Annotated in this window: 24 protein-coding genes and 2 other annotated features; of the genes, 22 read left to right on the top strand and 2 right to left on the bottom strand. The window is 42.1% G+C overall.

What is annotated here, in order from left to right; translation table 11 throughout:
- Positions 1-26 precede the first annotated feature (26 nt).
- The 13 genes from mutM (at position 27) to C6W18_RS20510 (ending at position 12,574) form a co-directional block, all read left to right on the top strand.
- On the top strand, positions 27-860 hold the full coding sequence (mutM, locus tag C6W18_RS04775; protein ID WP_105926275.1) for a DNA-formamidopyrimidine glycosylase: 834 nt from the start codon (positions 27-29) through the stop codon (positions 858-860).
- A 178-nt stretch (positions 861-1,038) separates the two neighbouring features.
- Positions 1,039-1,671 carry a sporulation membrane protein YtaF gene (ytaF, locus tag C6W18_RS04770; RefSeq protein WP_034320935.1) on the top strand — a complete coding sequence of 211 codons (633 nt, stop codon included), beginning with the start codon at positions 1,039-1,041 and terminating at the stop codon, positions 1,669-1,671.
- Between the two features lie 13 nt (positions 1,672-1,684).
- The gene (gene coaE / locus C6W18_RS04765) at positions 1,685-2,290 is read left to right on the top strand and encodes a dephospho-CoA kinase (RefSeq protein ID WP_105926273.1); all 606 of its coding nucleotides are present in this window, start codon (positions 1,685-1,687) and stop codon (positions 2,288-2,290) included.
- Between the two features lie 172 nt (positions 2,291-2,462).
- Positions 2,463-3,485, top strand: a complete 1,023-nt coding sequence (locus tag C6W18_RS04760) for a glyceraldehyde-3-phosphate dehydrogenase (RefSeq protein WP_105926271.1) — start codon at positions 2,463-2,465, stop codon at positions 3,483-3,485.
- A gap of 235 nt (positions 3,486-3,720) precedes the next feature.
- A complete protein-coding gene (gene speD, locus C6W18_RS04755; RefSeq protein WP_003216492.1) occupies positions 3,721-4,101 on the top strand; it encodes an adenosylmethionine decarboxylase in 381 nt (126 codons plus the stop codon).
- 184 nt (positions 4,102-4,285) lie between these two features.
- Positions 4,286-4,669: a hypothetical protein gene (locus tag C6W18_RS04750; protein ID WP_034320928.1), complete on the top strand. Its 384-nt coding sequence runs from the start codon at positions 4,286-4,288 to the stop codon at positions 4,667-4,669.
- Positions 4,670-4,673: 4 nt separating this feature from the next.
- Positions 4,674-5,132 (top strand): transcriptional regulator NrdR, encoded by a 459-nt coding sequence (gene nrdR, locus C6W18_RS04745; RefSeq protein WP_034320926.1) that lies wholly within the window; start codon positions 4,674-4,676, stop codon positions 5,130-5,132.
- 100 nt (positions 5,133-5,232) lie between these two features.
- On the top strand, positions 5,233-6,657 hold the full coding sequence (dnaB, locus tag C6W18_RS04740; protein ID WP_105926269.1) for a replicative helicase loading/DNA remodeling protein DnaB: 1,425 nt from the start codon (positions 5,233-5,235) through the stop codon (positions 6,655-6,657).
- A 17-nt stretch (positions 6,658-6,674) separates the two neighbouring features.
- Positions 6,675-7,604 (top strand): primosomal protein DnaI, encoded by a 930-nt coding sequence (gene dnaI / locus C6W18_RS04735; RefSeq protein ID WP_034320922.1) that lies wholly within the window; start codon positions 6,675-6,677, stop codon positions 7,602-7,604.
- A gap of 33 nt (positions 7,605-7,637) precedes the next feature.
- Positions 7,638-8,276 (top strand): TVP38/TMEM64 family protein, encoded by a 639-nt coding sequence (locus C6W18_RS04730; RefSeq protein ID WP_034320919.1) that lies wholly within the window; start codon positions 7,638-7,640, stop codon positions 8,274-8,276.
- Between the two features lie 60 nt (positions 8,277-8,336).
- On the top strand, positions 8,337-9,206 hold the full coding sequence (gene ytxC / locus C6W18_RS04725; RefSeq protein ID WP_105926267.1) for a putative sporulation protein YtxC: 870 nt from the start codon (positions 8,337-8,339) through the stop codon (positions 9,204-9,206).
- A gap of 43 nt (positions 9,207-9,249) precedes the next feature.
- Positions 9,250-9,498 (top strand) — a binding site (T-box leader).
- Positions 9,499-9,543: 45 nt separating this feature from the next.
- Positions 9,544-11,484, top strand: coding sequence for a threonine--tRNA ligase (thrS, locus tag C6W18_RS04720; RefSeq protein ID WP_105926265.1), 1,941 nt, complete (start codon positions 9,544-9,546; stop codon positions 11,482-11,484).
- 169 nt (positions 11,485-11,653) lie between these two features.
- Positions 11,654-12,574: a methyl-accepting chemotaxis protein gene (locus tag C6W18_RS20510; protein ID WP_105926263.1), complete on the top strand. Its 921-nt coding sequence runs from the start codon at positions 11,654-11,656 to the stop codon at positions 12,572-12,574.
- A 55-nt stretch (positions 12,575-12,629) separates the two neighbouring features.
- Here C6W18_RS20510 and C6W18_RS04710 read toward each other — a convergent pair whose 3' ends face one another.
- Positions 12,630-13,409, bottom strand: coding sequence for an HAD family hydrolase (locus C6W18_RS04710; RefSeq protein WP_105926261.1), 780 nt, complete (start codon positions 13,407-13,409; stop codon positions 12,630-12,632).
- 177 nt (positions 13,410-13,586) lie between these two features.
- Here C6W18_RS04710 and C6W18_RS04705 point away from each other — a divergent pair, with 177 nt between their 5' ends.
- From C6W18_RS04705 to C6W18_RS04670, 8 genes are all read left to right on the top strand, one after another.
- Positions 13,587-15,344, top strand: a complete 1,758-nt coding sequence (locus C6W18_RS04705) for a sensor histidine kinase (protein ID WP_105926259.1) — start codon at positions 13,587-13,589, stop codon at positions 15,342-15,344.
- Positions 15,341-16,078: a LytR/AlgR family response regulator transcription factor gene (locus C6W18_RS04700; RefSeq protein WP_105926257.1), complete on the top strand. Its 738-nt coding sequence runs from the start codon at positions 15,341-15,343 to the stop codon at positions 16,076-16,078. The genes C6W18_RS04705 and C6W18_RS04700 overlap by 4 nt, the downstream gene beginning before the upstream one ends.
- A 136-nt stretch (positions 16,079-16,214) precedes the next feature.
- Entirely contained in the window at positions 16,215-16,658 is a 444-nt protein-coding gene (lrgA, locus tag C6W18_RS04695; protein WP_034320899.1) for an antiholin-like murein hydrolase modulator LrgA, read from the top strand.
- A gap of 14 nt (positions 16,659-16,672) precedes the next feature.
- The gene (lrgB, locus tag C6W18_RS04690; RefSeq protein WP_189318028.1) at positions 16,673-17,368 is read left to right on the top strand and encodes an antiholin-like protein LrgB; all 696 of its coding nucleotides are present in this window, start codon (positions 16,673-16,675) and stop codon (positions 17,366-17,368) included.
- A 128-nt stretch (positions 17,369-17,496) separates the two neighbouring features.
- Positions 17,497-17,628, top strand: a sequence feature (ribosomal protein L20 leader region).
- A 71-nt stretch (positions 17,629-17,699) separates the two neighbouring features.
- Positions 17,700-18,215, top strand: a complete 516-nt coding sequence (gene infC / locus C6W18_RS04685) for a translation initiation factor IF-3 (RefSeq protein ID WP_034320896.1) — start codon at positions 17,700-17,702, stop codon at positions 18,213-18,215.
- Between the two features lie 24 nt (positions 18,216-18,239).
- Positions 18,240-18,440 carry a 50S ribosomal protein L35 gene (gene rpmI / locus C6W18_RS04680; RefSeq protein WP_003216324.1) on the top strand — a complete coding sequence of 67 codons (201 nt, stop codon included), beginning with the start codon at positions 18,240-18,242 and terminating at the stop codon, positions 18,438-18,440.
- Positions 18,441-18,471: 31 nt separating this feature from the next.
- Complete coding sequence (gene rplT, locus C6W18_RS04675; RefSeq protein WP_003216409.1) at positions 18,472-18,831, top strand: 50S ribosomal protein L20; 360 nt, start codon at positions 18,472-18,474, stop codon at positions 18,829-18,831.
- A 63-nt stretch (positions 18,832-18,894) separates the two neighbouring features.
- A complete protein-coding gene (locus C6W18_RS04670) occupies positions 18,895-19,161 on the top strand; it encodes a DUF1294 domain-containing protein (RefSeq protein ID WP_105926255.1) in 267 nt (88 codons plus the stop codon).
- Positions 19,162-19,178: 17 nt separating this feature from the next.
- On the opposite strand, the gene C6W18_RS04665 is transcribed toward C6W18_RS04670, so the two are convergent.
- A complete protein-coding gene (locus tag C6W18_RS04665; protein ID WP_105926253.1) occupies positions 19,179-19,583 on the bottom strand; it encodes a sigma-w pathway protein ysdB in 405 nt (134 codons plus the stop codon).
- A gap of 179 nt (positions 19,584-19,762) precedes the next feature.
- Here C6W18_RS04665 and C6W18_RS04660 point away from each other — a divergent pair, with 179 nt between their 5' ends.
- Complete coding sequence (locus C6W18_RS04660) at positions 19,763-20,851, top strand: M42 family metallopeptidase (protein WP_034320889.1); 1,089 nt, start codon at positions 19,763-19,765, stop codon at positions 20,849-20,851.
- Positions 20,852-21,180 lie beyond the last annotated feature (329 nt).

Genomic DNA, 21,180 nt, shown 5'->3' with positions numbered 1-21,180 from the left:
ATAGAGAGAGAAAAGGAGCGAGGAGCATGCCGGAATTACCAGAAGTCGAAACCGTCCGGCGCACTCTTAAGCGGTTAGTCAAAGGAAAAACGATTGAAACGGTCGATATCAAATGGCCAAACATCATCAAACGTCCTGGGGAACCGGAAGAGTTCGCAAGAAGGATGGTAGGAGAAACCATACAAACCATTGAAAGAAGAGGGAAGTTCTTACTCTTTCATTTAGACCACTACGTGATGGTCTCCCATTTAAGGATGGAAGGAAAATACCGCGTACATGAAGCAGATGAGCCTTATGATAAACACGTACACGTTGTCTTTACGTTTACAGATGGTACCGAGCTTCGGTACCATGATGTGCGTAAATTTGGCACAATGCATCTATTTCAGCCAGGTGAAGAGGAAAAAGAACTCCCGCTCTCACAGCTTGGATATGAACCTTTTTCTGAACAGTTCACTCCGGAGTATTTATGGGAGCAATTGAAAAAAACATCCCGTGTGGTCAAAACAGCGTTACTCGATCAAAAGATTGTCGTGGGACTTGGTAATATTTATGTGGATGAAGTCCTTTTTAAATCAGGGGTTCATCCAGAAACAAAAGCAAATCAGCTAAGCCTGGAATCTTCCAAAGTGCTTCACAAACATATTATTGACACTCTTCAAGTGGCGGTAGATGCGGGAGGAAGCACGATTCGTTCATATATTAATTCACAAGGAGATATTGGAACATTTCAATTGCAGCTTCTTGTATATGACCGGCGGGGAGAGCCTTGCCAAACATGCGGAAGTCTCATTGAGAAAACGGTTGTTGGAGGGCGCGGTACTCATTTTTGTGTGACCTGCCAAAAACGTCCTCAATAAAGGTCAGCCATCAGCATGCTTCCTTTTTGCTATGCATACGATAAAAAACATTCATTTTTCAGCAAGGTGTAGACTGACACACAGCCCACCTGCTCTTCATATAGTGAAGAAGAGTCTTAGGACGGACGCCCAGAGACTCTTGATCATCGTTGCATGAACAGAAAGGAAGAGTTCAGGTATGATTTCGTTTTCGCTTCTGTTTTTAGCTATTGCAGTCAGCATCGACAGCTTTTCTGTGGGCTTTACGTATGGTCTTCGCAAAATGAGGATTCCATTTAAAGCCATTGTCATTATTGCATGCTGTTCAGGGATTGTGCTGCTCATTTCCATGCTAATTGGCAGCCTGCTTACGACATTCCTCCCTGTCTCAGTGACAGATAAACTTGGTGGAGGTATTTTGATTGCCATTGGACTTTGGGTTTTGTATCAATTTTACAAACCAACGAAAGAGCGTGACTTGCTCCTTCATGAAAAAACGTTGCTTAATGTAGAAGTGCAATCTCTTGGTCTTGTCATCCAAATTTTGCGAAAGCCTACAAGTGCAGATATTGACCGATCTGGGACGATCAATGGAATGGAAGCAGTGCTTCTTGGGATTGCTTTATCCATCGATGCATTTGGTGCAGGGATTGGTGCAGCGATTCTAGGGTTTTCTCCAATTGTGATGAGTATCACGGTAGCAGTGATGAGTTCACTCTTTGTGTGTATCGGGCTGCGCTCCGGACATTACTTGGCAAATTGGCGCTGGATTGATAAGCTCGCATGCTTACCAGGGCTTTTGCTCATTTTAATTGGGGTTTGGAAGCTGTAAAGGAGGAAATCAATTGACGCTCGTCATTGGATTAACAGGCGGGATTGCTAGTGGAAAAAGCACAGTCTCGCAGATGATAAAAGAGCAGGGCATCCGGGTGGTGGATGCAGATGTCATCGCAAAAGAAGCCGTTGCTAAAGGAACACCAGCTCTTCGTCAAATCGTTCAAACTTTCGGTGAGGATGTCCTCCTGCCAAATGGAGAATTGAACCGGCAGCAGCTGGGAGCGCTCATTTTTTCTGATGAAGAGAAAAGAAAGCAGCTCAATGCCATCGTTCATCCTGAGGTTAGAAAGGAAATGCTCAAGCAGCGAGATGAAGGGATCAATCACCAAGAAACATTCGTTGTGCTTGATATCCCGCTTTTATTCGAGAGTCAGCTGGAGAGTCTCGTCGACCGTATCATTGTCGTATATACAACGCCTGAATTGCAGCTATCGCGGCTCATGAGTCGAAACGACCTCAGCGAGGAAGAAGCGCTGAATCGTATTCATTCTCAGCAGCCTCTTGAGGAGAAATGTCAAAAAGCAGACCGCGTGATAGAAAACACAAAAGATCTCGCTTTTATCAGAAAACAATTGCAGAACATATTAAACGAATGGGAACATACAGATAAGTAAGAGTACATACACGTACTCTTCTTTTTTTATGCTTTTTTCTTATTTCCTTTGAAAAGAACAGCCCTTTTTAGAAAATATACGTTTATATACTGGCAATTACATTCTAATGTGATATACTAATTTCATAAATAAATTTATTGAGTATAACACATAATAGAGGAGTGACCTGTTCATGAAGGTAAAAGCAGCGATCAATGGGTTTGGCAGAATTGGACGCATGGTCTTCAGAAAAGCAATGCTTGACGATCAAATTCAAATTGTAGCGGTTAACGCAAGCTATCCTGCCGAAACGCTAGCACATTTAATTAAATATGATACAAATCATGGACGTTACGAATGCGATGTGACAGCAGAAGATGACGCTTTGATTGTGAATGGAAAAAGAGTACTTTTGCTCAATAACAGAGACCCAAAGCAGCTTCCATGGGGAGAGCTTGGGATTGATATCGTCATAGAAGCAACGGGTAAATTTAATTCAAAAGATCAAGCGATGAGCCATATAGATGCCGGAGCGAAAAAAGTCGTTTTAACAGCTCCAGGTAAAAATGAAGACATTACGATTGTGATGGGTGTCAATGAGGATGATCTTGATCCTGAAAAGCACGTCATTATTTCAAACGCTTCTTGTACAACAAACTGCTTAGCTCCAGTTGTCAAGCTGTTAGATGATGAATTTGGCATCGACAATGGCTTAATGACAACGGTTCATGCTTATACAAATGATCAAAAAAATATCGACAACCCGCATAAGGATCTGCGCCGGGCAAGAGCGTGTGCCCAGTCCATCATTCCAACTACGACGGGTGCCGCTAAAGCGCTTTCTTTAGTGCTGCCTCATATGAAAGGGAAATTGCATGGGCTTGCGCTTCGCGTACCAGTCTCAAATGTGTCGATGGTTGATCTTGTGGTCGACTTGAAAAAAGATGTGACAGTAGAAGAGGTAAATGCTGCCTTCTCAAATGCATCAAAAACATCTCTTGCCGGCATTTTAGATTACACGGATGAACCGCTTGTCTCCACTGACTTTAACACAAATCCATATTCAGCTGTCGTTGATGGACTCACAACGATGGTGATGGAAGATAGAAAAGTAAAAGTCCTTGCATGGTATGACAATGAATGGGGCTATTCATGCAGAGTGGTGGATCTTGTGAAGTTTGTTGGCTCAAAGATGAAAGAGCTTTCTGCTGTTTGAAATGAAGAAGACGAACGTCCCTTTTCAAGAAATGAGAGAAAATCCCACTAAAAACACAGCTTGCAAAATGGGTCTAAACAAAGTATACTATTTTTCGTGAACTTCTTGTTCGCAGACTCATTCGGGTATACTTAAAGGGTTAGGACCTCTTAGGACTAACTTTCCCCCGTGGTATATGTCCGGTCCGGCTGCTTAGAACTTCACTCTTTCATTCTTGTTTAAAGGGGGGTCCATGATGGAAACAATCGGACGTCACGTTATCTCCGAGCTATGGGGATGCGACTGTGATAAACTGAACGACATGGATTTTATTGAAAAAACGTTTGTAAATGCAGCTTTGAAATCAGGAGCTGAGGTAAGAGAGGTTGCTTTTCACAAATTTGCACCTCAAGGAGTAAGTGGAGTTGTCATTATTTCTGAATCTCATCTGACAATTCACAGCTTTCCTGAACATGGTTATGCGAGCATAGATGTCTATACTTGCGGCGACCTAGATCCGAATATCGCAGCAGATCATATCGGAGATGAACTAGGTGCTGAAACAAGAGAGAACATCGAAATTCCTCGAGGCATGGGACCTGTACAAGTGAAACAGGCACAAGCCAAAGCACTGTAAACATAAAAAAGATTGCAATGGGAGCTGGCCAAAAGCATTGAATGCCTTTGTGTTATGCTCCTTTTTATATTTGTTTCATATACAACATCCAACATTCCCTAACTTGTCTATACTTTTGTTCTAGGAAAACAAAGGTTTTTTTTATAAAATAAAGAAGAGGCTTAAAGGCAAAGGGGATATGTGTATGACTTTAGGACAAAAGTTCAAACGGTTGATTTCAAACTATACGGAAACATCTGACCATCATCCGGTGTCAGAGTTGAAAAGCCGTTACTACAAATCGACAAATGTACAAGTTTTTCAAGCGGTGGAAGCCCTTCTTTCAAACGATTTCTATCAAGTGACATCTGTTTCAGCAGAACGAGGTGAAATCAGCGCAAACATACGAATGCCGAAAAAAGCCTTTCTCGTGGCGACTGTCATTTCAATTCGTCCTTTTGAAACAGCTGTCGATTTTAACGTGACAACAGAAACGGCCCTGCCAACAGATTTTGGCTACAGTCAAAAGACCGTTTTGTCCCTTTATGAAGAACTAGACAAACAACTTCCAAGAATAGATCGGAGCTGATGAAATGAAATGTCCCACATGTCAGCACCTTGGCACAAGGGTGCTTGATTCAAGACCAGTAGATGAAGGGAAAGCCATCCGTCGTAGAAGAGAGTGCGAAAGCTGCCAATATCGCTTTACGACGTTTGAAAAATTAGAAGAATTACCGCTTATTGTAGTGAAAAAAGAAGGTATACGAGAAGAATTCAGCCGGGAAAAGATGCTGAGGGGACTCATCAAAGCGTGTGAAAAGCGTCCTGTCGCTTTAAAACAGCTGGAAGATGTTTGCTTTAACATCGAAAAAGAATTGCGTAATCAAGGCATGTCAGAAGTGAAAAGTGAGCTTGTCGGTGAAATGGTGATGGACGAGCTGGCGAAAATTGATGAAGTGTCTTACGTCAGGTTTGCTTCGGTTTACCGGCAGTTTAAAGACATCAATGTATTTATTGACGAATTAAAAGATTTATTAAAGAAAGAACGTTAAAAAAGAGCTGAAGATTCTTCATGCTCTTTTTCCTGCGTAAAGCGTAAAACGCAAAAAGAGTGTACAATGGAAACAATCGTATTCAGGGGAGGATCAGCATATGACAGAGCATTGGAAGGAAGTGCTAGCCGTCGATCCGTATGTCGTCAAAAGCGCTTCATTGCTCGGTGACATCGATAGACAGCTCATCACTCTTTTATATCAGCCGCTAATTGGCATGTCCGCTTTCAGCTTATACATGACGCTGTGGGGAGAGCTAGAACAAAATCGTATGTGGGGAAAGCCCGCACCTCATCGGCAGCTCATGGTCATGCTGCAAACGAATTTAAATGATATTTTTGAGGAACGTTTAAAACTTGAAGCGATCGGCTTACTCCGCACATATGAACAGGAAACGGAAGAGGGTAGACTGTTTACATATGAGCTCGTGCCGCCGCTAAGGCCTGATGAGTTTTTCCAAGACGGTATGCTGAATGTTCTTTTGTACCATCGTGTAGAAAAAGCAAAATATATGCAGCTTCGTGATTATTTCTCTTATCCAGGTGTCCCTGCAGAAGCGAAGAACATTTCACGTTCGTTTGAAGAAGTCTTTCACGTATTGCAACCAGGCGAACGCAAGATGACAGAAGAAATCAATCAGGCGTCATCGCTTGACCAGGGCTATGAATATGTGACGGTTGGATCTAGTCAGCCGGCGCCGCTCTCAGACGAATCCTTTGATTTTGATCTGTTGTTAGCGGGCATGTCTGACATGATGATTCCAAGGAAGGCTTTGACAAAGCAGGTGAAAGAGACGATTAAGAAGTTAGCTGTTGTATACGGCATCACCCCACTGCAAATGCAAAATATTGTAGCTGGCGCCTGTGGTTCGGATCAAATGATCTCAACAGAAGAGCTAAGAAAAGCAGCAAGAGATTGGTATCAAATTGAATACAGAGGCGAACAGCCGAAACTGATTGATCAAAAACAGCCAAGACATTTACGTCACGATGCCTCAAAGCCGCCGGCGGCAGATACACCTGATGCCAAATTGATTGAAAAGCTAGACCATATTTCGCCCAGGGAGCTTCTAAAAGATATGGCAGATGGCATTGAGCCAACGTATGCCGACTTAAGAATTGTCGAAGATATCATGCTCGAGCAGCAGCTAGAGCCAGGTGTCATGAATGTTCTGATCTACTATACATTGCTGAAAACAGATATGAAGCTGTCCAAAACGTATATGCAAAAAATCGCCGCCCATTGGGTGAGAAAGAAAATCAAAACCGTTGCGGCTGCGATGAAAATGGCCAAAGAAGAGAACAGGCAAATGACAGAATGGGCGCAGCAGAAAAAGCAGAGAAGCACATATGGATCAGGAAAAGTCGTCCGCGAGGAAAAACTGCCTGACTGGATGAAAGAAACTGAAACGAAAGATCAGCCGGCAAAAGAACAAGCGGACAATCTGTCTACAGAGGATCTTGAACGAGAAAAAGAAAAACTGTTAGATCAGTTTAAAAATATGAAAAAGTACAATGCACATTAATGTGAGGTGAGATGAAGATGAAACCGATTGGTCGTTCATTTGAACAGCTAAAGGGACGAGTAGATTTTCGCGTGAGATACAATCAGATCAAAGAAAGTGTGTTAGCTGATGAAGATGTAAAAGCCTTTTTAAAGGAGCATCAAGAAGAGATACAAGAAGACATGATTAATCGCAGCTTGAATCGGCTCTTTGAATATGTTCAGCAATCGAAGGGTTGCTCTTACTGCTTAGAGGAAGAGAACGTAAATGCCATTTTAGATGGGTATCATCCGAAGCTTGTGATCAAAGGTCAGAGTATTGATATTGAATATTCCCCTTGTCCAGTCAAGCTGCGCCTCGATAGACAGAAAAAACAGCAAGAGCTCATGAAAAGCATGTACATTCCGCAGAATGTTCTTCAAGCGACGTTCGCTGATCTGACCGTCACGGGAAGACAAGAAGTCATCCAAAAAGTAGGCCAATTCCTGCAAAGCTATGATGAGACTGGTAAAGGAAAAGGCTTGTATTTACACGGAAAATTTGGGGTAGGCAAAACGTTTATTCTAGCAGCGATTGCGCAGCAGCTAGCGGAAAAAGAATACCCATCTCTCCTTGTATACGTGCCTGAATTTGTGAGAGAGCTAAAAAATTCGTTAGCCGATCATACACTGGAAGAGAAACTGAATATGGTCAAATCAACGCCTATCTTAATGCTTGATGATATTGGGGCAGAGTCGATGACAAGCTGGGTACGAGATGAACTGCTAGGAACGATCTTACAATATCGTATGGCTGAACAGCTACCGACTTTCTTCTCTTCTAATTTCTCACCGAGTGAACTAAAGCATCACTTTACGTACTCGCAGCGCGGAGAAAAAGAAGAGGTCAAAGCAGCTCGTTTAATGGAACGGATTATCTATTTAGCAGAGCCAGTCATGCTTGAAGGAGAAAATCGCCGTCATTTATAAAAGCGTACGTCACATGAAGGAGGAGCGGATGAGATGAACAAAAGAAAATGGCTGCTTTTTCTCGTGATTGGCATTCTCGTTGCTACGCTATGGTGGCTGAATAAACATCATCTTCAGCTGGCGCCGAAAGATGTGAAGAATTGGATACTTCAATTTGGGATGCTGGCTCCCTTTGTTTTTCTTTTCTTATCACTTTTTCGTCCGTTTGTCCTTGTCCCGCTTACTGTATTCTCGCTAGCAGCAGGTTTGGCATTCGGCAGTGTCCTTGGGACCATTTATGCCCTCGTCGGTGCTACAGCTGGCGCAACAGGCTCTTTTTGGCTTACTTCAACCTTCCGTTCAAAGAAGAATGAAACGAATGCAAGCAGCCGGAAGCTGAAAGCGGTGACGTCCCGGATTCAGGAGCATGGGTTTCTTTATATTTTGTTATTGCGTATTGCGCCTATTCATTTTGATTTTGTCAGCTATGCGGCAGCAGCCTCACATGCTCAATATCGTGCATTTGCGGCGGCGACCTTTATAGGCTTAATACCGGGTACGGTTGCGCTAAATGTCCTTGGGTCAAGCTTTGTTAGCGGCAATTATGCCGCCTTAGCAATTGTTTGTTTGATTTATTTGATCTTTATCTCAGTTCCACTGATTTTAAAAAGAAAGATGCCTGATTTATTTTAGGCGTCTATTTTTTATGTTCTCCCCATATATATGTAACAGATGTCGTTAGGGGGGACAAACATGCTTGAAATAATCTTTGAAGATGAATATGATACCGCCGCTTTTTTACATCTTGCTGAACACTTGGACAGTCGGCATCACATGTCAATTCAACAAGGGAAAGACCGGCTTCTCATAGAGGCGAAGGAATCAGATGAATCACTTGAGCACTTCGTGCGGCCATTACTGGTTCACTTTTTTTTGGAATGCAAAGAAAATGAGCGCATGCGTAGCATCCTTGAAAACACATACCTATTTAAAGATCCCGAAGAGCAGCACCAAATTCTTTCAATCGCCCATAGCATCATGAAAGGGGATATAGATGATATTCCCGGGATTCATCAAGATCCACCAAGAGAAGCCCTGTTAAAAAAGGAGCTTGAGACGATCTCTTTACAGCAAGGTATTTTTTCAATTGGTTCATTTATGACATTTAGGCTGTCAGAGTATGATCGAAGGCTGAAGAATTATGTTGAAGTGTCCATTGAAGAATACAAAATGGAACAAGAATATCAAAACTTTATTCAATCACTTCGAGACTATGTGATGGAAAGAAAGCCCAAGCTTGAAAAAGTACATGTTGTGCATCGGGATCGCCTGGTGATTTGGGAATTTCGCTACGCTTCTGAGCGTGATCAAAAACAATACATAGACAGACAGTTTGTAAGAGAGCATCCAATGTATATTGATTCGCAGCTGATTGCACCGCTTGTTTCCATTGCTCCGCAAAAGATTGACCTGTTTACAAATGACACAGGTCACTCGATGGTGCAAACCATTCAAAATATTTTTCAAGAAAGGGTCGAGGTGTTCCCACCTCATTCGTTTAATGAACAAAATGTTCAATTTGTTCATGGTCATTTGGAAAAGAAAAGTGAAAAGCTTTCTTGATTTTCACGAAAAAACGTTTTATAATACGGTGTAACTTCATACAGAGACCGTATTGATAAGGACATGAACAAATGAACACCCGCTTAAAGAGAGGGAAGCCGCGGCTGAAAGCTTCCTAGCAGAGGACCATTTGCTTTACCACCTTTGAACATCAGCTGTGAACTTGTTTAGTAATAGCTGACGGGAATTCCCGTTATCGAACCACAAGCCGTATTTGCTTATGAAAAAGCAAGCTGCAAATACGGGAAAAAGGGTGGAACCACGATTCCGTTTATTCAACCTCGTCCCTTTCCAGGGGGCGGGGTTTTTATATTGCCAAAAAAAGGAGTGACCAGAGATGTCAGAACAAATTCAACTTACATTTCCAGATGGAGCAGTCAAGGAGTTTGACAAAACAGCAACAACAGAAGACATCGCGGCATCAATTAGCCCGGGCCTAAAGAAAAAAGCGCTTGCCGGTAAATTGAACGGCAAAGAAATAGATCTGCGTACGCCGCTATTAGAAAGTGGAACAATCGAGATCATCACAGATAAAAGTGATGAAGCACTCGATATTATGCGCCACAGCACAGCGCATTTACTAGCGCAGGCGATTAAACGTATTTATGGAAAAGAGCATCACGTCCAGTTTGGCGTAGGTCCTGTGATCGAAAATGGGTTCTACTACGATGTTGACATCGATGTTGCCATTACACCTGAAGACTTACCAAAGATTGAAAAAGAAATGAAAAAAATCATTAACAGTAATCTGCCGATTGAGCGCATTGAAGTATCAAGAGAAGAAGCGAAAAAACGCTTTGAAGCGATTGGTGATGAATTGAAGCTTGAGCTATTAGAGGCGATTCCAGAAGGCGAAGCTGTCACGATTTATGAGCAGGGTGAATTCTTTGACCTGTGCCGCGGGATTCACTTGCCGTCTACAGGGAAAATCAAAGAGTTCAAGCTGTTAAGCCTTGCAGGTGCATACTGGAGAGGCGACAGCAACAATCAAATGCTTCAGCGTATTTATGGGACTGCTTTCTTCAATAAAGAAGATTTAAACGAACACTTACGCCTGCTTGAAGAAGCAAAAGAACGCGATCACCGTAAACTTGGAAAAGAGCTGAAACTGTTTGCCAACTCTCAAAAGGTTGGTCAAGGTCTTCCGCTTTGGCTGCCAAAAGGGGCAACGATTCGCCGTGTGATTGAGCGTTACATTGTCGATAAAGAAGTGCGTCTTGGTTATGAGCATGTGTATACACCAGTTCTTGCGAATGTAGAATTGTATAAAACATCAGGCCACTGGGCGCATTATCAAGAAGATATGTTCCCGGTGATGGAAATGGACAACGAAGATCTTGTCCTTCGTCCAATGAACTGTCCGCACCATATGATGATTTACAAAAATGAACCGCATAGCTATCGTGAATTGCCAATTCGTATTGCAGAGCTTGGTACAATGCATCGCTATGAAATGTCGGGTGCCTTATCTGGCCTGCAACGTGTTCGCGGCATGACATTAAACGATGCACATATCTTTGTTCGTCCAGATCAAATCAAAGACGAGTTCATTCGTACAGTTCGCTTAATTGAAGAAGTGTACCAAGACTTCGGCTTAAATGACTACACATTCCGACTATCTTACCGTGATCCAGAGGATACAGAGAAGTATTTCGACGATGATGCGATGTGGAATAAAGCACAGTCGATGCTGAAAGATGCAATGGACGAGCTTGGTCATGACTACTATGAAGCAGAAGGCGAAGCGGCATTTTATGGACCGAAGCTTGACGTACAAGTGAAGACAGCTCTTGGAAAAGAAGAGACGCTGTCCACTGTGCAGCTTGACTTCTTACTTCCAGAGCGCTTCGATCTCACATATATCGGAGAAGATGGAAAGCACCATCGTCCAGTCGTTATTCATAGAGGGGTCGTCTCCACAATGGAGCGCTTCGTTGCCTTCTTAATTGAAGAATACAAAGGAGCCCTTCCAACATGGCTGGCACCTGTACAATTCCAAATCATCCCGGTTTCACCATCTGTTCATCTAGACTATGCGAAAAAAGTGCAAGAACGCTTGCAGCTTGAAGGCTTACGTGTAGAGCTTGATAGCCGTGATGAGAAAATTGGATACAAAATTAGAGAAGCGCAAATGCAAAAGATTCCGTACATGCTAGTCGTTGGGGATCAAGAAGCAGAAAATGGCGCTGTTAATGTAAGAAAATACGGTGAACAAGATTCAGAAACAATGGATCTTGAAGCTTTTGTGAAACATGCAGTAGCAGAAGCGAAAAAATAATTCTTTTATTTAAGCAGCCAGTGATCTCACCCTTGAGATCACTGGCTTTTTCTTTAGGGAAAAAATTCTCCACTGGTGATCCCATTTCTTGAATGATACGTTTAGATAGTACGAAAGTATGGGTAAGTATGTACTATTAGTTAGAGACAAATTGGGGGAATGAAAAGCGATGATTCAAACAACAAACACTGTATCATCACAAGTATTGGAGCAATCAGCTGTTCTTCGTGCATTGGAGGACTCACTTGCAATGATTGAATTTGATGTCACAGGTGAAGTGCTGTGGGTCAACGAAATTTTTGCAAAAGCTATGAGATATTCTAAGGAAGAGATGGTCGGTCTAAAGCATAGACAGTTTTGCCCACCGCATATTGCAGAACACGCCAGCTATCAAATGTTTTGGAAGCGTTTGAAGGAGGGGCAAATCTTTCAGGAAAAAGTGCAGCGGATCACCAAGTACGGTGACAGCTTATGGCTTGAAGCGACGTATACACCTGTTCGTAATGAAGAGGGGAACGTAGTGGCTGTCGTGAAAGTGGCAACAGATATTACAGAGAGAGAAAATACAATGAAGCAGGTCGTAGAAGATTTGAAGGTGATGTCTGCAAAATTAATGGAACGAGCAGAAATTGGCATTCAGCATAGTCAAAGTGTCAATGCATCCTTTGACCATATCGCCAATGAAACAGATCAAAACATGAGCTTACTAGAGGGGTTATCAGAGCAGGTAGAGTCCATCAGCTCAATTGCTACGACCATTAACAGCATTGCCTCACAAACGCAGCTGCTCGCATTAAATGCGGCGATAGAAGCTGCACATGCGGGTTCCTATGGAAATGGTTTTAGTGTCGTAGCGACAGAAATTCGAAAGCTTGCGACAGATTCAAAACAAGCGATCGTAAAGGTGGATCAATATGTGAAGGCGATTCATGCAGAAGTAGAAAAGGTCAGCAGCGGAACGAGCCGGGCGAAGACAAGTGTGTTTTCAAACCGGGATCTTGTGAAGCAGGCAAGCGAAGAATTCATCAATGTGGGAGAAGCTGCCCGCGGCTTAGACAGGCAAGCGCAAAGCCTAGCAGCAATTGTTTAGCTGAGGATACAAAAACACCCTATCTCGAAAGGAGAAGGGTGTTTTCTCTTTGGTTCTACTTTAATATATCAAACAATTCATGTAAGTCTTTGATTTCATAATCTGGTGTCACATCTGTTTCATTTTTCTTGCCATGGCGATTAATCCAAACGGTTTGGATGCCAACGCGAGATGCCCCGAGAATATCTGTTTTAGGATTATCTCCAACCATGATGACATCGTCTTTTGTTACGTTTAATAGCTGGAGGCAGTGCTCAAAGATGCCAGGGTCAGGCTTGCCTTTCCCGTAATCTCCTGAAATCACAATCTCATGAAAATAAGGCGCAAGCTCCGGTACACCTGCAAGCTTTTCCTTTTGAAGACTAGGGTCCCCGTTTGTTAAAAGGAGTAATTCGTAGCTGCCTTTCAGGCGGTCTAAAACAGGATACGTTTCTTCATAGACATACGGGCGTTTTCTGCGTTCTGCTGCAAAAAAATCAGCCAAGTATTGTCCAAATGCCTCATCGTTAATTCCCGCTGTCTTTAAGCCGTTTGTCCAAGCGTTTTTTCGATACTCTGGTGCAAGAGCGTTCAGCTTTTGAAAGCCTTCGCTAATCGGTTCACTAAAATTTGACCACAGTCCTTCGAAAGGATTAATTCCGATCATGACAGTATAGTCATATGTTTCATAAGAAGAGTACAGCTTTCTTGCTTCTTCACGTACAATCTGTTCAAATGCTTCTGGATCAAGTCCATATTTCTTTTCTGCTTCCCGGCATGTTTCCTGAAAAGTTGTGTGAATGCTTTTTTCATCCCAAAGCAAAGTATCATCTAAATCGAAAAATACGGCTTTCATGATCTTCTCCCTTGTTATGTATGTAGTTACCTTCAATTGCATCTGACAGGCTCATGTTCATTTTACAATAGAAGGTGAGGGCAATAAAGAAAAGATTTGAGAGATCTTTGATCATTGACCGCACATGATAGAATAGAAAGACAATAGATATCACATACATCAATTGAGGTGGCCGGTTTGCTTCATTTAATCATTATGATGATCGAGCGTGTGGGGATCATCGTTATTTTAGGGTTCGTGCTTGCCCATGTGAAGGGCTTTCGCAATCTGTTGCTTCACAACCAAGGATTTCGGAAAAAGGCAATCCTTGTCTTTGTTTTTGCTTCTTTTAGTATGATCAGCAATTACACAGGGATCGAAATCCAGCAGCAGATGATCATGAATCATGAGTTTTCATATCATCTCGGCTCGTCAAGCTCTATCGCCAATACAAGAATCATGGGGATTGAAATGGGCGGCTTGATAGGGGGGCCTTTTGTTGGCATTGGTGCAGGGCTTTTAGCTGGGATCCATCGCTATTCACTAGGGGGGAGCACGGCGCTGAGCTGTGCGATTTCTTCGATTTTAGCCGGTGTGATTGCGGGCTATGTCGGCAGCCGGTTTAAGCGGAAGAATCGAATGGTGACACCTCGCCAAGCAGCATTGTTTGGTGTTGCGATGGAATCATTACAGATGATCATTATTCTTTTGTTTGCCAAGCCATTTGCTGATGCTTGGGGGCTTGTGAGCATTATTGCGTTGCCGATGATCTTTGTGAATGGAATCGGAAGCTTTATCTTTTTATCTATTTTGCAGTCAGTGATTCGACAAGAAGAGCAGGCTAAGGCGATGCAGACACATCGTGTATTTTCTATCGCAGATCAAACGCTTCCTTTTTTCCGGCAAGGATTAAATGAACAGTCCTGTAAAAGTGTGGCGGAGATCATTCATCGATTAACAGAAACAGATGCCGTCTCCTTAACAGATACAGAAAAGATTTTAGCACATGTCGGAGATGGAACGGATCATCATATTCCATCTAAAAGCCTGATTACAGGGCTGTCTAAGCAAGTATTGATGAGTGGAAAGATTATGAAGGCGCATTCGAAAGACGAAATTAATTGTTCAGTCGCCCATTGCCCTCTTGAAGCGGCGATTGTGCTCCCACTCACGTCAAACGCTCAAACGATCGGAACGTTAAAAATGTATTTCAATTCGCCGGTCGGATTAAGCAGGGTGGAAGAGGAGCTTGCAGAAGGTTTAGCGATGCTGTTTTCCACACAGCTTGAGCTTGGGGAGGCAGAGACCCAAAGCCGTCTGTTAAAAGATGCAGAGATCAAAGCACTTCAAGCACAGGTAAATCCACACTTTTTATTTAACGCCATTAATACAATCTCTGTTTTATGCAGAACCAATGTGGAGATGGCAAGAAAGCTGCTATTGCAGCTGAGTATTTATTTTCGTTCAAACTTGCAAGGCGCCCGCCAGCTGCTGATCCCAATGCATAAAGAGATTCAGCATGTAGAGGCTTATTTGTCACTTGAACAAGCAAGGTTTCCAAATAAGTACCATGTGACCTTTCAAATTGAAAAAGAGCTGGAGCAGGTGATGATTCCGCCCTTTGTGCTTCAAGTCCTTGTTGAAAATGCGGTGAGACATGCTTTTCCTAAACATCAAACGAATTGTGAAGTCATCGTATCCGCTTTGATGACAGAGGGGCATGTATATGTGAAAGTAACAGATAATGGACAGGGGATTGAGGATGACAAGATGGCTCAGCTATTAAAGGCGCCTGTAGAATCAAAAGAAGGAACGGGTACGGCACTTTATAATTTAGACCAGCGATTAAGAGGGATTTTTGGCAGACAAGCCGCTTTAACCATTCATAGTGACAAAGGCACTGACATCTCATTTCACATTCCAATGGACTATGTAAAAAAGGATGATTCTCGTTGATGAAGGTATTAATCGTAGATGATGAAGTTTTAGCAAGAGACGAATTAAAATACTTATTACGAAGAACGAAAGAGGATGTTCAAATAGAGGAAGCAGAAAATATAGAATCTGCTTTTGACCGGATGGTAGATCATAAGCCTGATTTGCTCTTTTTAGACATCGACTTATCTGGTGAGAACGGATTTGATGTTGCAAAACGGCTCAACCGGATGTCTGATCCGCCAGCGATTGTATTTGCTACAGCCTTTGATCAATATGCGCTGAAGGCGTTTGAGGTGAGTGCCCTTGATTACTTAACAAAGCCATTTGATGAAGAGCGGCTTCAGCAAACCATCAAAAAGTTTAAAAAGTGGAAATCCGTTGAGACACAAGAGCACCAGCTAACAGAAGAGAAGCTTCCCCACCAGCAAAAATTAGCCATCTCAGTCGATGACTCGATTGTCATCCTGCAAGTCGAAGAGATTATGTATGTAGGGCTCAGTGAGGGAAAAAAAGTCGTGAAAACAAAGGATCACATGTATGAAGTAACCGAACCGCTTGTAGTGATTGAAAAGAAGCTGCCTGAGGCTTACTTTATGAGGGTCCATCGAAGCTATATTGTCAACACTTCTCATATGAAAGAAGTACAGCCGTGGTTTAATTCGACGTATAATCTTCATATGACAGACGGGTCCATCATTCCTGTCAGCCGCACATATGCGAAAGAACTAAAGAAGTCGCTCCTGCTAGAGTAGGACGGCTTTTTTGTTTGTATTTCAATACTCGTTTTTTGCATTTCAGTCATTGAATCCGGTGAGTTTCATTGTAAACGCTTCATTCATTTATTTCATGCCATATACTGAGGGCAGTCGAAGAAAGAGGTGAAAGGGCATGAGTGCCACAAAAGTATATGGATTTCTATCTCAAGCATTTATCTTTGCAACCGTAATGTTCGTTTCTAATCTCATTTCAATGTATTTACCGATTCCGATGCCCGCATCCGTTATTGGATTGGTTCTATTATTTGTTTTATTAACAACAAAAATCGTGAAACTTGAGCAGGTGGAGCAATTAGGCACATCCTTGACAGGACTCATTAGCTTTCTATTTGTTCCCTCTGGTATCTCGGTCATTCAATCACTTGGTGTCATGCAAGAAGTAGGCGTGCAAGTAGTGGGTGTGATTATCATTGCAACCATTATGTTACTTGCAACGACAGGGCTATTTTCACAGCTTCTAATGCAATTATCAGAAAGACCGCAGAAACGTAAAGAGACACAGGAGACTAAATCGACTCCTTCTCATTCAAATAAACCAGCTTCAAGTACGCATTAAAGGAGAGGTATAAGATGGGTACAAGTACTATGAGTCCGTATTTTGGAATTGTCGTCTCATTAGTCGCCTTTGGGATCGGCACATTCTTATTTAAAAAGTCTAAAGGTTTCTTCTTATTCACCCCACTTTTTGTTGCCATGGTGTTAGGCATTTTGTTTTTGAAAATTGGTGGCTTTTCCTATGAAGACTATAATGAGGGTGGCCGGATCATTAAGTTTTTCTTAGAGCCTGCGACAATTGCTTTTGCTATCCCGCTTTATAAGCAAAGAGCGCTCCTTAAGAAATATTGGTGGCAAATTTTATCCGCTATTTTTGTAGGTTCACTCTGTTCCATTACGATTGTGTATGTCGTAGCAAAAGGGATTCATCTTGATGCCGCTGTCATGAAAAGCATGCTTCCACAGGCAGCAACGACAGCGATTGCCCTTCCGATTGCCAAGGATATTGGCGGAATTGCGGATATTACAGCCTTTGCGGTCATATTTAACGCAGTGATTGTCTATGCGCTTGGTGCCTTCTTCTTGAAAATGTTTCGAATTAAAAATCCAGTGGCAAAAGGTCTTGCACTTGGCACATCAGGACATGCGCTTGGCGTTTCTGTTGGGATTGAGATGGGAGAAGTAGAAGCGGCAATGGCCAGTATCGCCGTTGTGGTCGTAGGGGTTGTGACCGTCATCGTCATCCCAATCTTTATGCAATTCATTCTTTGATGACGTGATTGTTTGAAAAAGTCTTGCCCAAATCGTTTCATCATGCTAAAATGAAAAAGTTGTTTCAAGAGTTCGGTTACTTGACGGACAAATGAAAATTGTGTAGAATAGTTAACGAATTGAATAGATATCACAAGCAGAAGCACCCGCTTCTCACCTGATTGACACATGTTTGTAGTTGACAGGTTGACCGTACATTTATTTTTTCATGCAAATGTTCGTAGTGTGGGTGTTTTATATGCCCACACTTTTTGTTTGCCTGTAAAACATACAACGAAATGGTCAAAATGAATTGTGAACTCAATTCAAAATCTCATGGAGGTGGCTCACTATTAGCAAAGATCAATTAGTTAATGAAGGTATTCGTGCGCGTGAAGTTCGTTTAATCGGACAAAATGGCGATCAGCTTGGGATTAAATCCCGACAGGAAGCTCTGGAGATAGCTGCTAAAGCCAATCTTGACCTTGTGTTAGTTGCTGCAAATGCAAAACCACCTGTTTGCCGAATCATGGACTACGGTAAGTTCCGATTCGAACAGCAGAAGAAGGATAAAGAGGCACGTAAGAATCAAAAAATCATTAGCTTAAAAGAAGTTCGGTTGAGCCCGACAATCGATGAACATGATTTTAACACGAAGCTCCGTAATGCAATCAAATTCCTTGAAAAGGGAGATAAAGTGAAAGCTTCTATCCGCTTTAAAGGCCGTGCGATTACGCATAAAGAAATCGGACAGCGCGTGTTAGACCGTTTCTCTGAAGCTTGCGCTGAAGTAGCAACAGTAGAAACAAAACCTAAGATGGACGGACGCAGCATGTTCCTTATGCTTGCACCAAAAGTCGAAAAGTAAAGTAACAGAGGGAGGAAATATCCAATGCCAAAAATGAAAACTCACCGCGGATCTGCTAAACGTTTCAAAAAAACAGGTTCTGGTAAACTTAAACGTTCTCATGCGTATACAAGTCACTTGTTCGCTAACAAATCTACTAAGCAAAAACGTAAATTGCGTAAGAGCGCAATCGTAAGTGCTGGAGATTTCAAACGTATCAAACAACAACTTGCAAACATTAAGTAATTTGGAATAGGAATCATAGGAGGGAATTACAATGCCAAGAGTAAAAGGCGGAACTGTGTCGCGTCAGCGTCGTAAAAAGGTTCTTAAATTAGCAAAAGGTTATTTCGGTTCAAAACATAGATTATACAAAGTAGCAAACCAACAGGTCATGAAATCTGGAAACTACGCTTTCCGTGACCGTCGTCAGAAAAAACGTGACTTCCGTAAACTATGGATCACTCGTATCAATGCTGCAGCTCGTATGAACGGTCTTTCTTACAGCCGTTTAATGCATGGCTTAAAGCTTTCTGGTATCGAAGTAAACCGCAAAATGCTTGCTGACCTTGCTGTGAATGACCTAAGTGCATTCAATCAGCTTGCTGATGCTGCAAAAGCACAACTAGACAAGTAAGTCATATAAAAGATCATTCCGTCGAGGGGTGATCTTTTTTTCTCATCATGTGAGGTGAAAAGAATGAACATCGGTCTGATCCTGCTGCTCATCTTAGTGAATGGCTATGGTTTTTTTCTTATGGGAGAGGATAAACGCCGGGCTAAAGCACATAAATGGAGAATTTCAGAGGCGCATCTATGGAGTGCTGCGGTGCTTTTTGGCGCTGCTGGATCGTTTCTTGGGATGCAGTATTTCCGGCATAAAACAAAACATACTGCCTTTCAAATTGGTATGCCTGCTTTAATTGTTTTACAGTTGCTCATATTAGGATATATCCATCTCATCTAAAAAGGGAGCAGACGCCATCATGACGGCGTGTCTGCTCCTTTTTTTTGTTTGATTTTTTTGATGGGCTGATCCCAATCGATTTTTGTTTGAGGATACCGTTCGATGATGTTTTCCTCAAGTTTTTCAAAGTCTTCTAATGTAAATTCATTTAGCTTTTCAGGTGACTCCGTCCAAACGTAAATGGAGTGGACAAACAGAGGATGATCCTTAGAAGGAACATGCTTTTCCCCTTCAAACAAGACACCTTTATAGACGAAATTAAAATTTTTGCGCGCATTTTGCTGTTCGTCCATAAAATAAAAGCCTTCTTTTAATTGCGCTTGTTTCAGCTTTCTTCTCGGATTTGAGAAGAATTTTACCGCCATGTAGAAAATGTAGACAAGCAGTGCAACAAGAGCGAGTCTAATGAGGATTACAAACATGACAGGATGCACCTCCAATACCGTTATCTGATGTACTACGAATGAAAAGGCCAAAAGGTTTCAACTTTTTTAAAAAAAATATTTCGTTAAACGAAAAAATATTCATAAAAAGATCGTATTGAACGAAAGAGGTTTTGTATAATAAGAATGCACCATGAAGATAAAGGAGGATAAATGGAATGACAAAACTAGATCAAACATTAACTATGCTGAAAGACCTAACGGATGCAAAAGGGATTCCAGGTAATGAACGTGATGTCAAAAAAGTCATGCAGACATACATAGAATCATATGCAGATGAAGTCTCGACAGACCGCCTTGGCAGCTTGATCGCTAAGAAGGAAGGAAACGCAAATGGCCCTAAAATTATGCTGGCCGGTCACTTAGATGAAGTAGGATTCATGGTGACAAAAATTGATGACAAAGGCTATATTCGTTTTCAAACGGTCGGTGGCTGGTGGTCGCAGGTCATGCTGGCACAGCGTGTGACCATTGTGACGAAAAAAGGGGAAATCACAGGTGTGATAGGCTCTAAACCACCACACATCTTATCACCAGAAGCCCGCAAAAAAACAATTGAAATCACAGATATGTTTATTGATATTGGAGCTTCAAGCAAAGAACAGGCGATGGAGTGGGGCGTGCTGCCTGGAGATCAAATTGTTCCTTACTTTGAGTTTACGGTCATGAATGATGAAAAAATGCTTCTGGCAAAAGCATGGGACAACCGTATCGGCTGTGCAGTGGCGATTGATGTCATGAAGAATTTACATGATGCTCAGCATGAAAATATCGCTTACAGTGTCGCAACTGTTCAAGAGGAAGTAGGCTTACGTGGAGCCAAAACAGCAGCTGCCACGATCCAGCCTGATATTGGATTTGCCATTGATGTCGGTGTAGCAGGAGATACGCCAGGCATCACTGAAAAAGAAGCAACAAGCAAACTTGGCAAAGGACCAACAATCGTTGTATTTGATGCTTCTATGGTTTCTCATAAAGGACTTCGCGATTTTGTTGTCCAGACAGCGGATGAATTGAACATCCCTTATCAATATGATTCAGTGCCTGGCGGGGGTACAGATGCTGGTGGTATCCATTTAACAGGTCATGGTGTTCCATCTCTATCGATCGGGATACCAAGTAGATATATTCATACCCATGCAGCGATGATTCATCGGGATGATTATGAAAATGCAGTGAAGCTTTTAACAGAAGTGATCAAAAGACTCGATCAAAAAACTGTCGAGCAGATTACGTACGGTTCCTAATAGGAAGGCCTTTCCTCAGCATTGGGGAAAGGCTTTTTTTGTTCCATGGAATTTCCCAGGAAATGAACATCGTTGTTCAAGCAGCGTCAAAAGAACTGTTTTTGACAAATGAAGAGACATTTTTCTAGTGAATAAGGCACATGTGATCAAGCCTTTATTTTTGTAAGATGAAATCAATAAAAAGGACAGAGCCTAGAGACTGCCCTGCCAAAAGAGAGTTTATGGAAATAGGTGAAGCTAACTTAAGAATAAACCTATTATTCATATTTGTCAACTTGGTTTTAAAAGAAAGAAAAATCAATCAATTTATGTTATATTTGTAACAAATT

The sequence above is a fragment of the Bacillus sp. LLTC93 genome, assembly GCF_002993125.1.
Lineage (GTDB): Bacteria > Bacillota > Bacilli > Bacillales > Bacillaceae > Bacillus > Bacillus zhangzhouensis.
The sequence above is the reverse complement of the archived record's forward strand: the minus strand, read 5'-3'. Positions and strand labels throughout refer to the sequence as shown.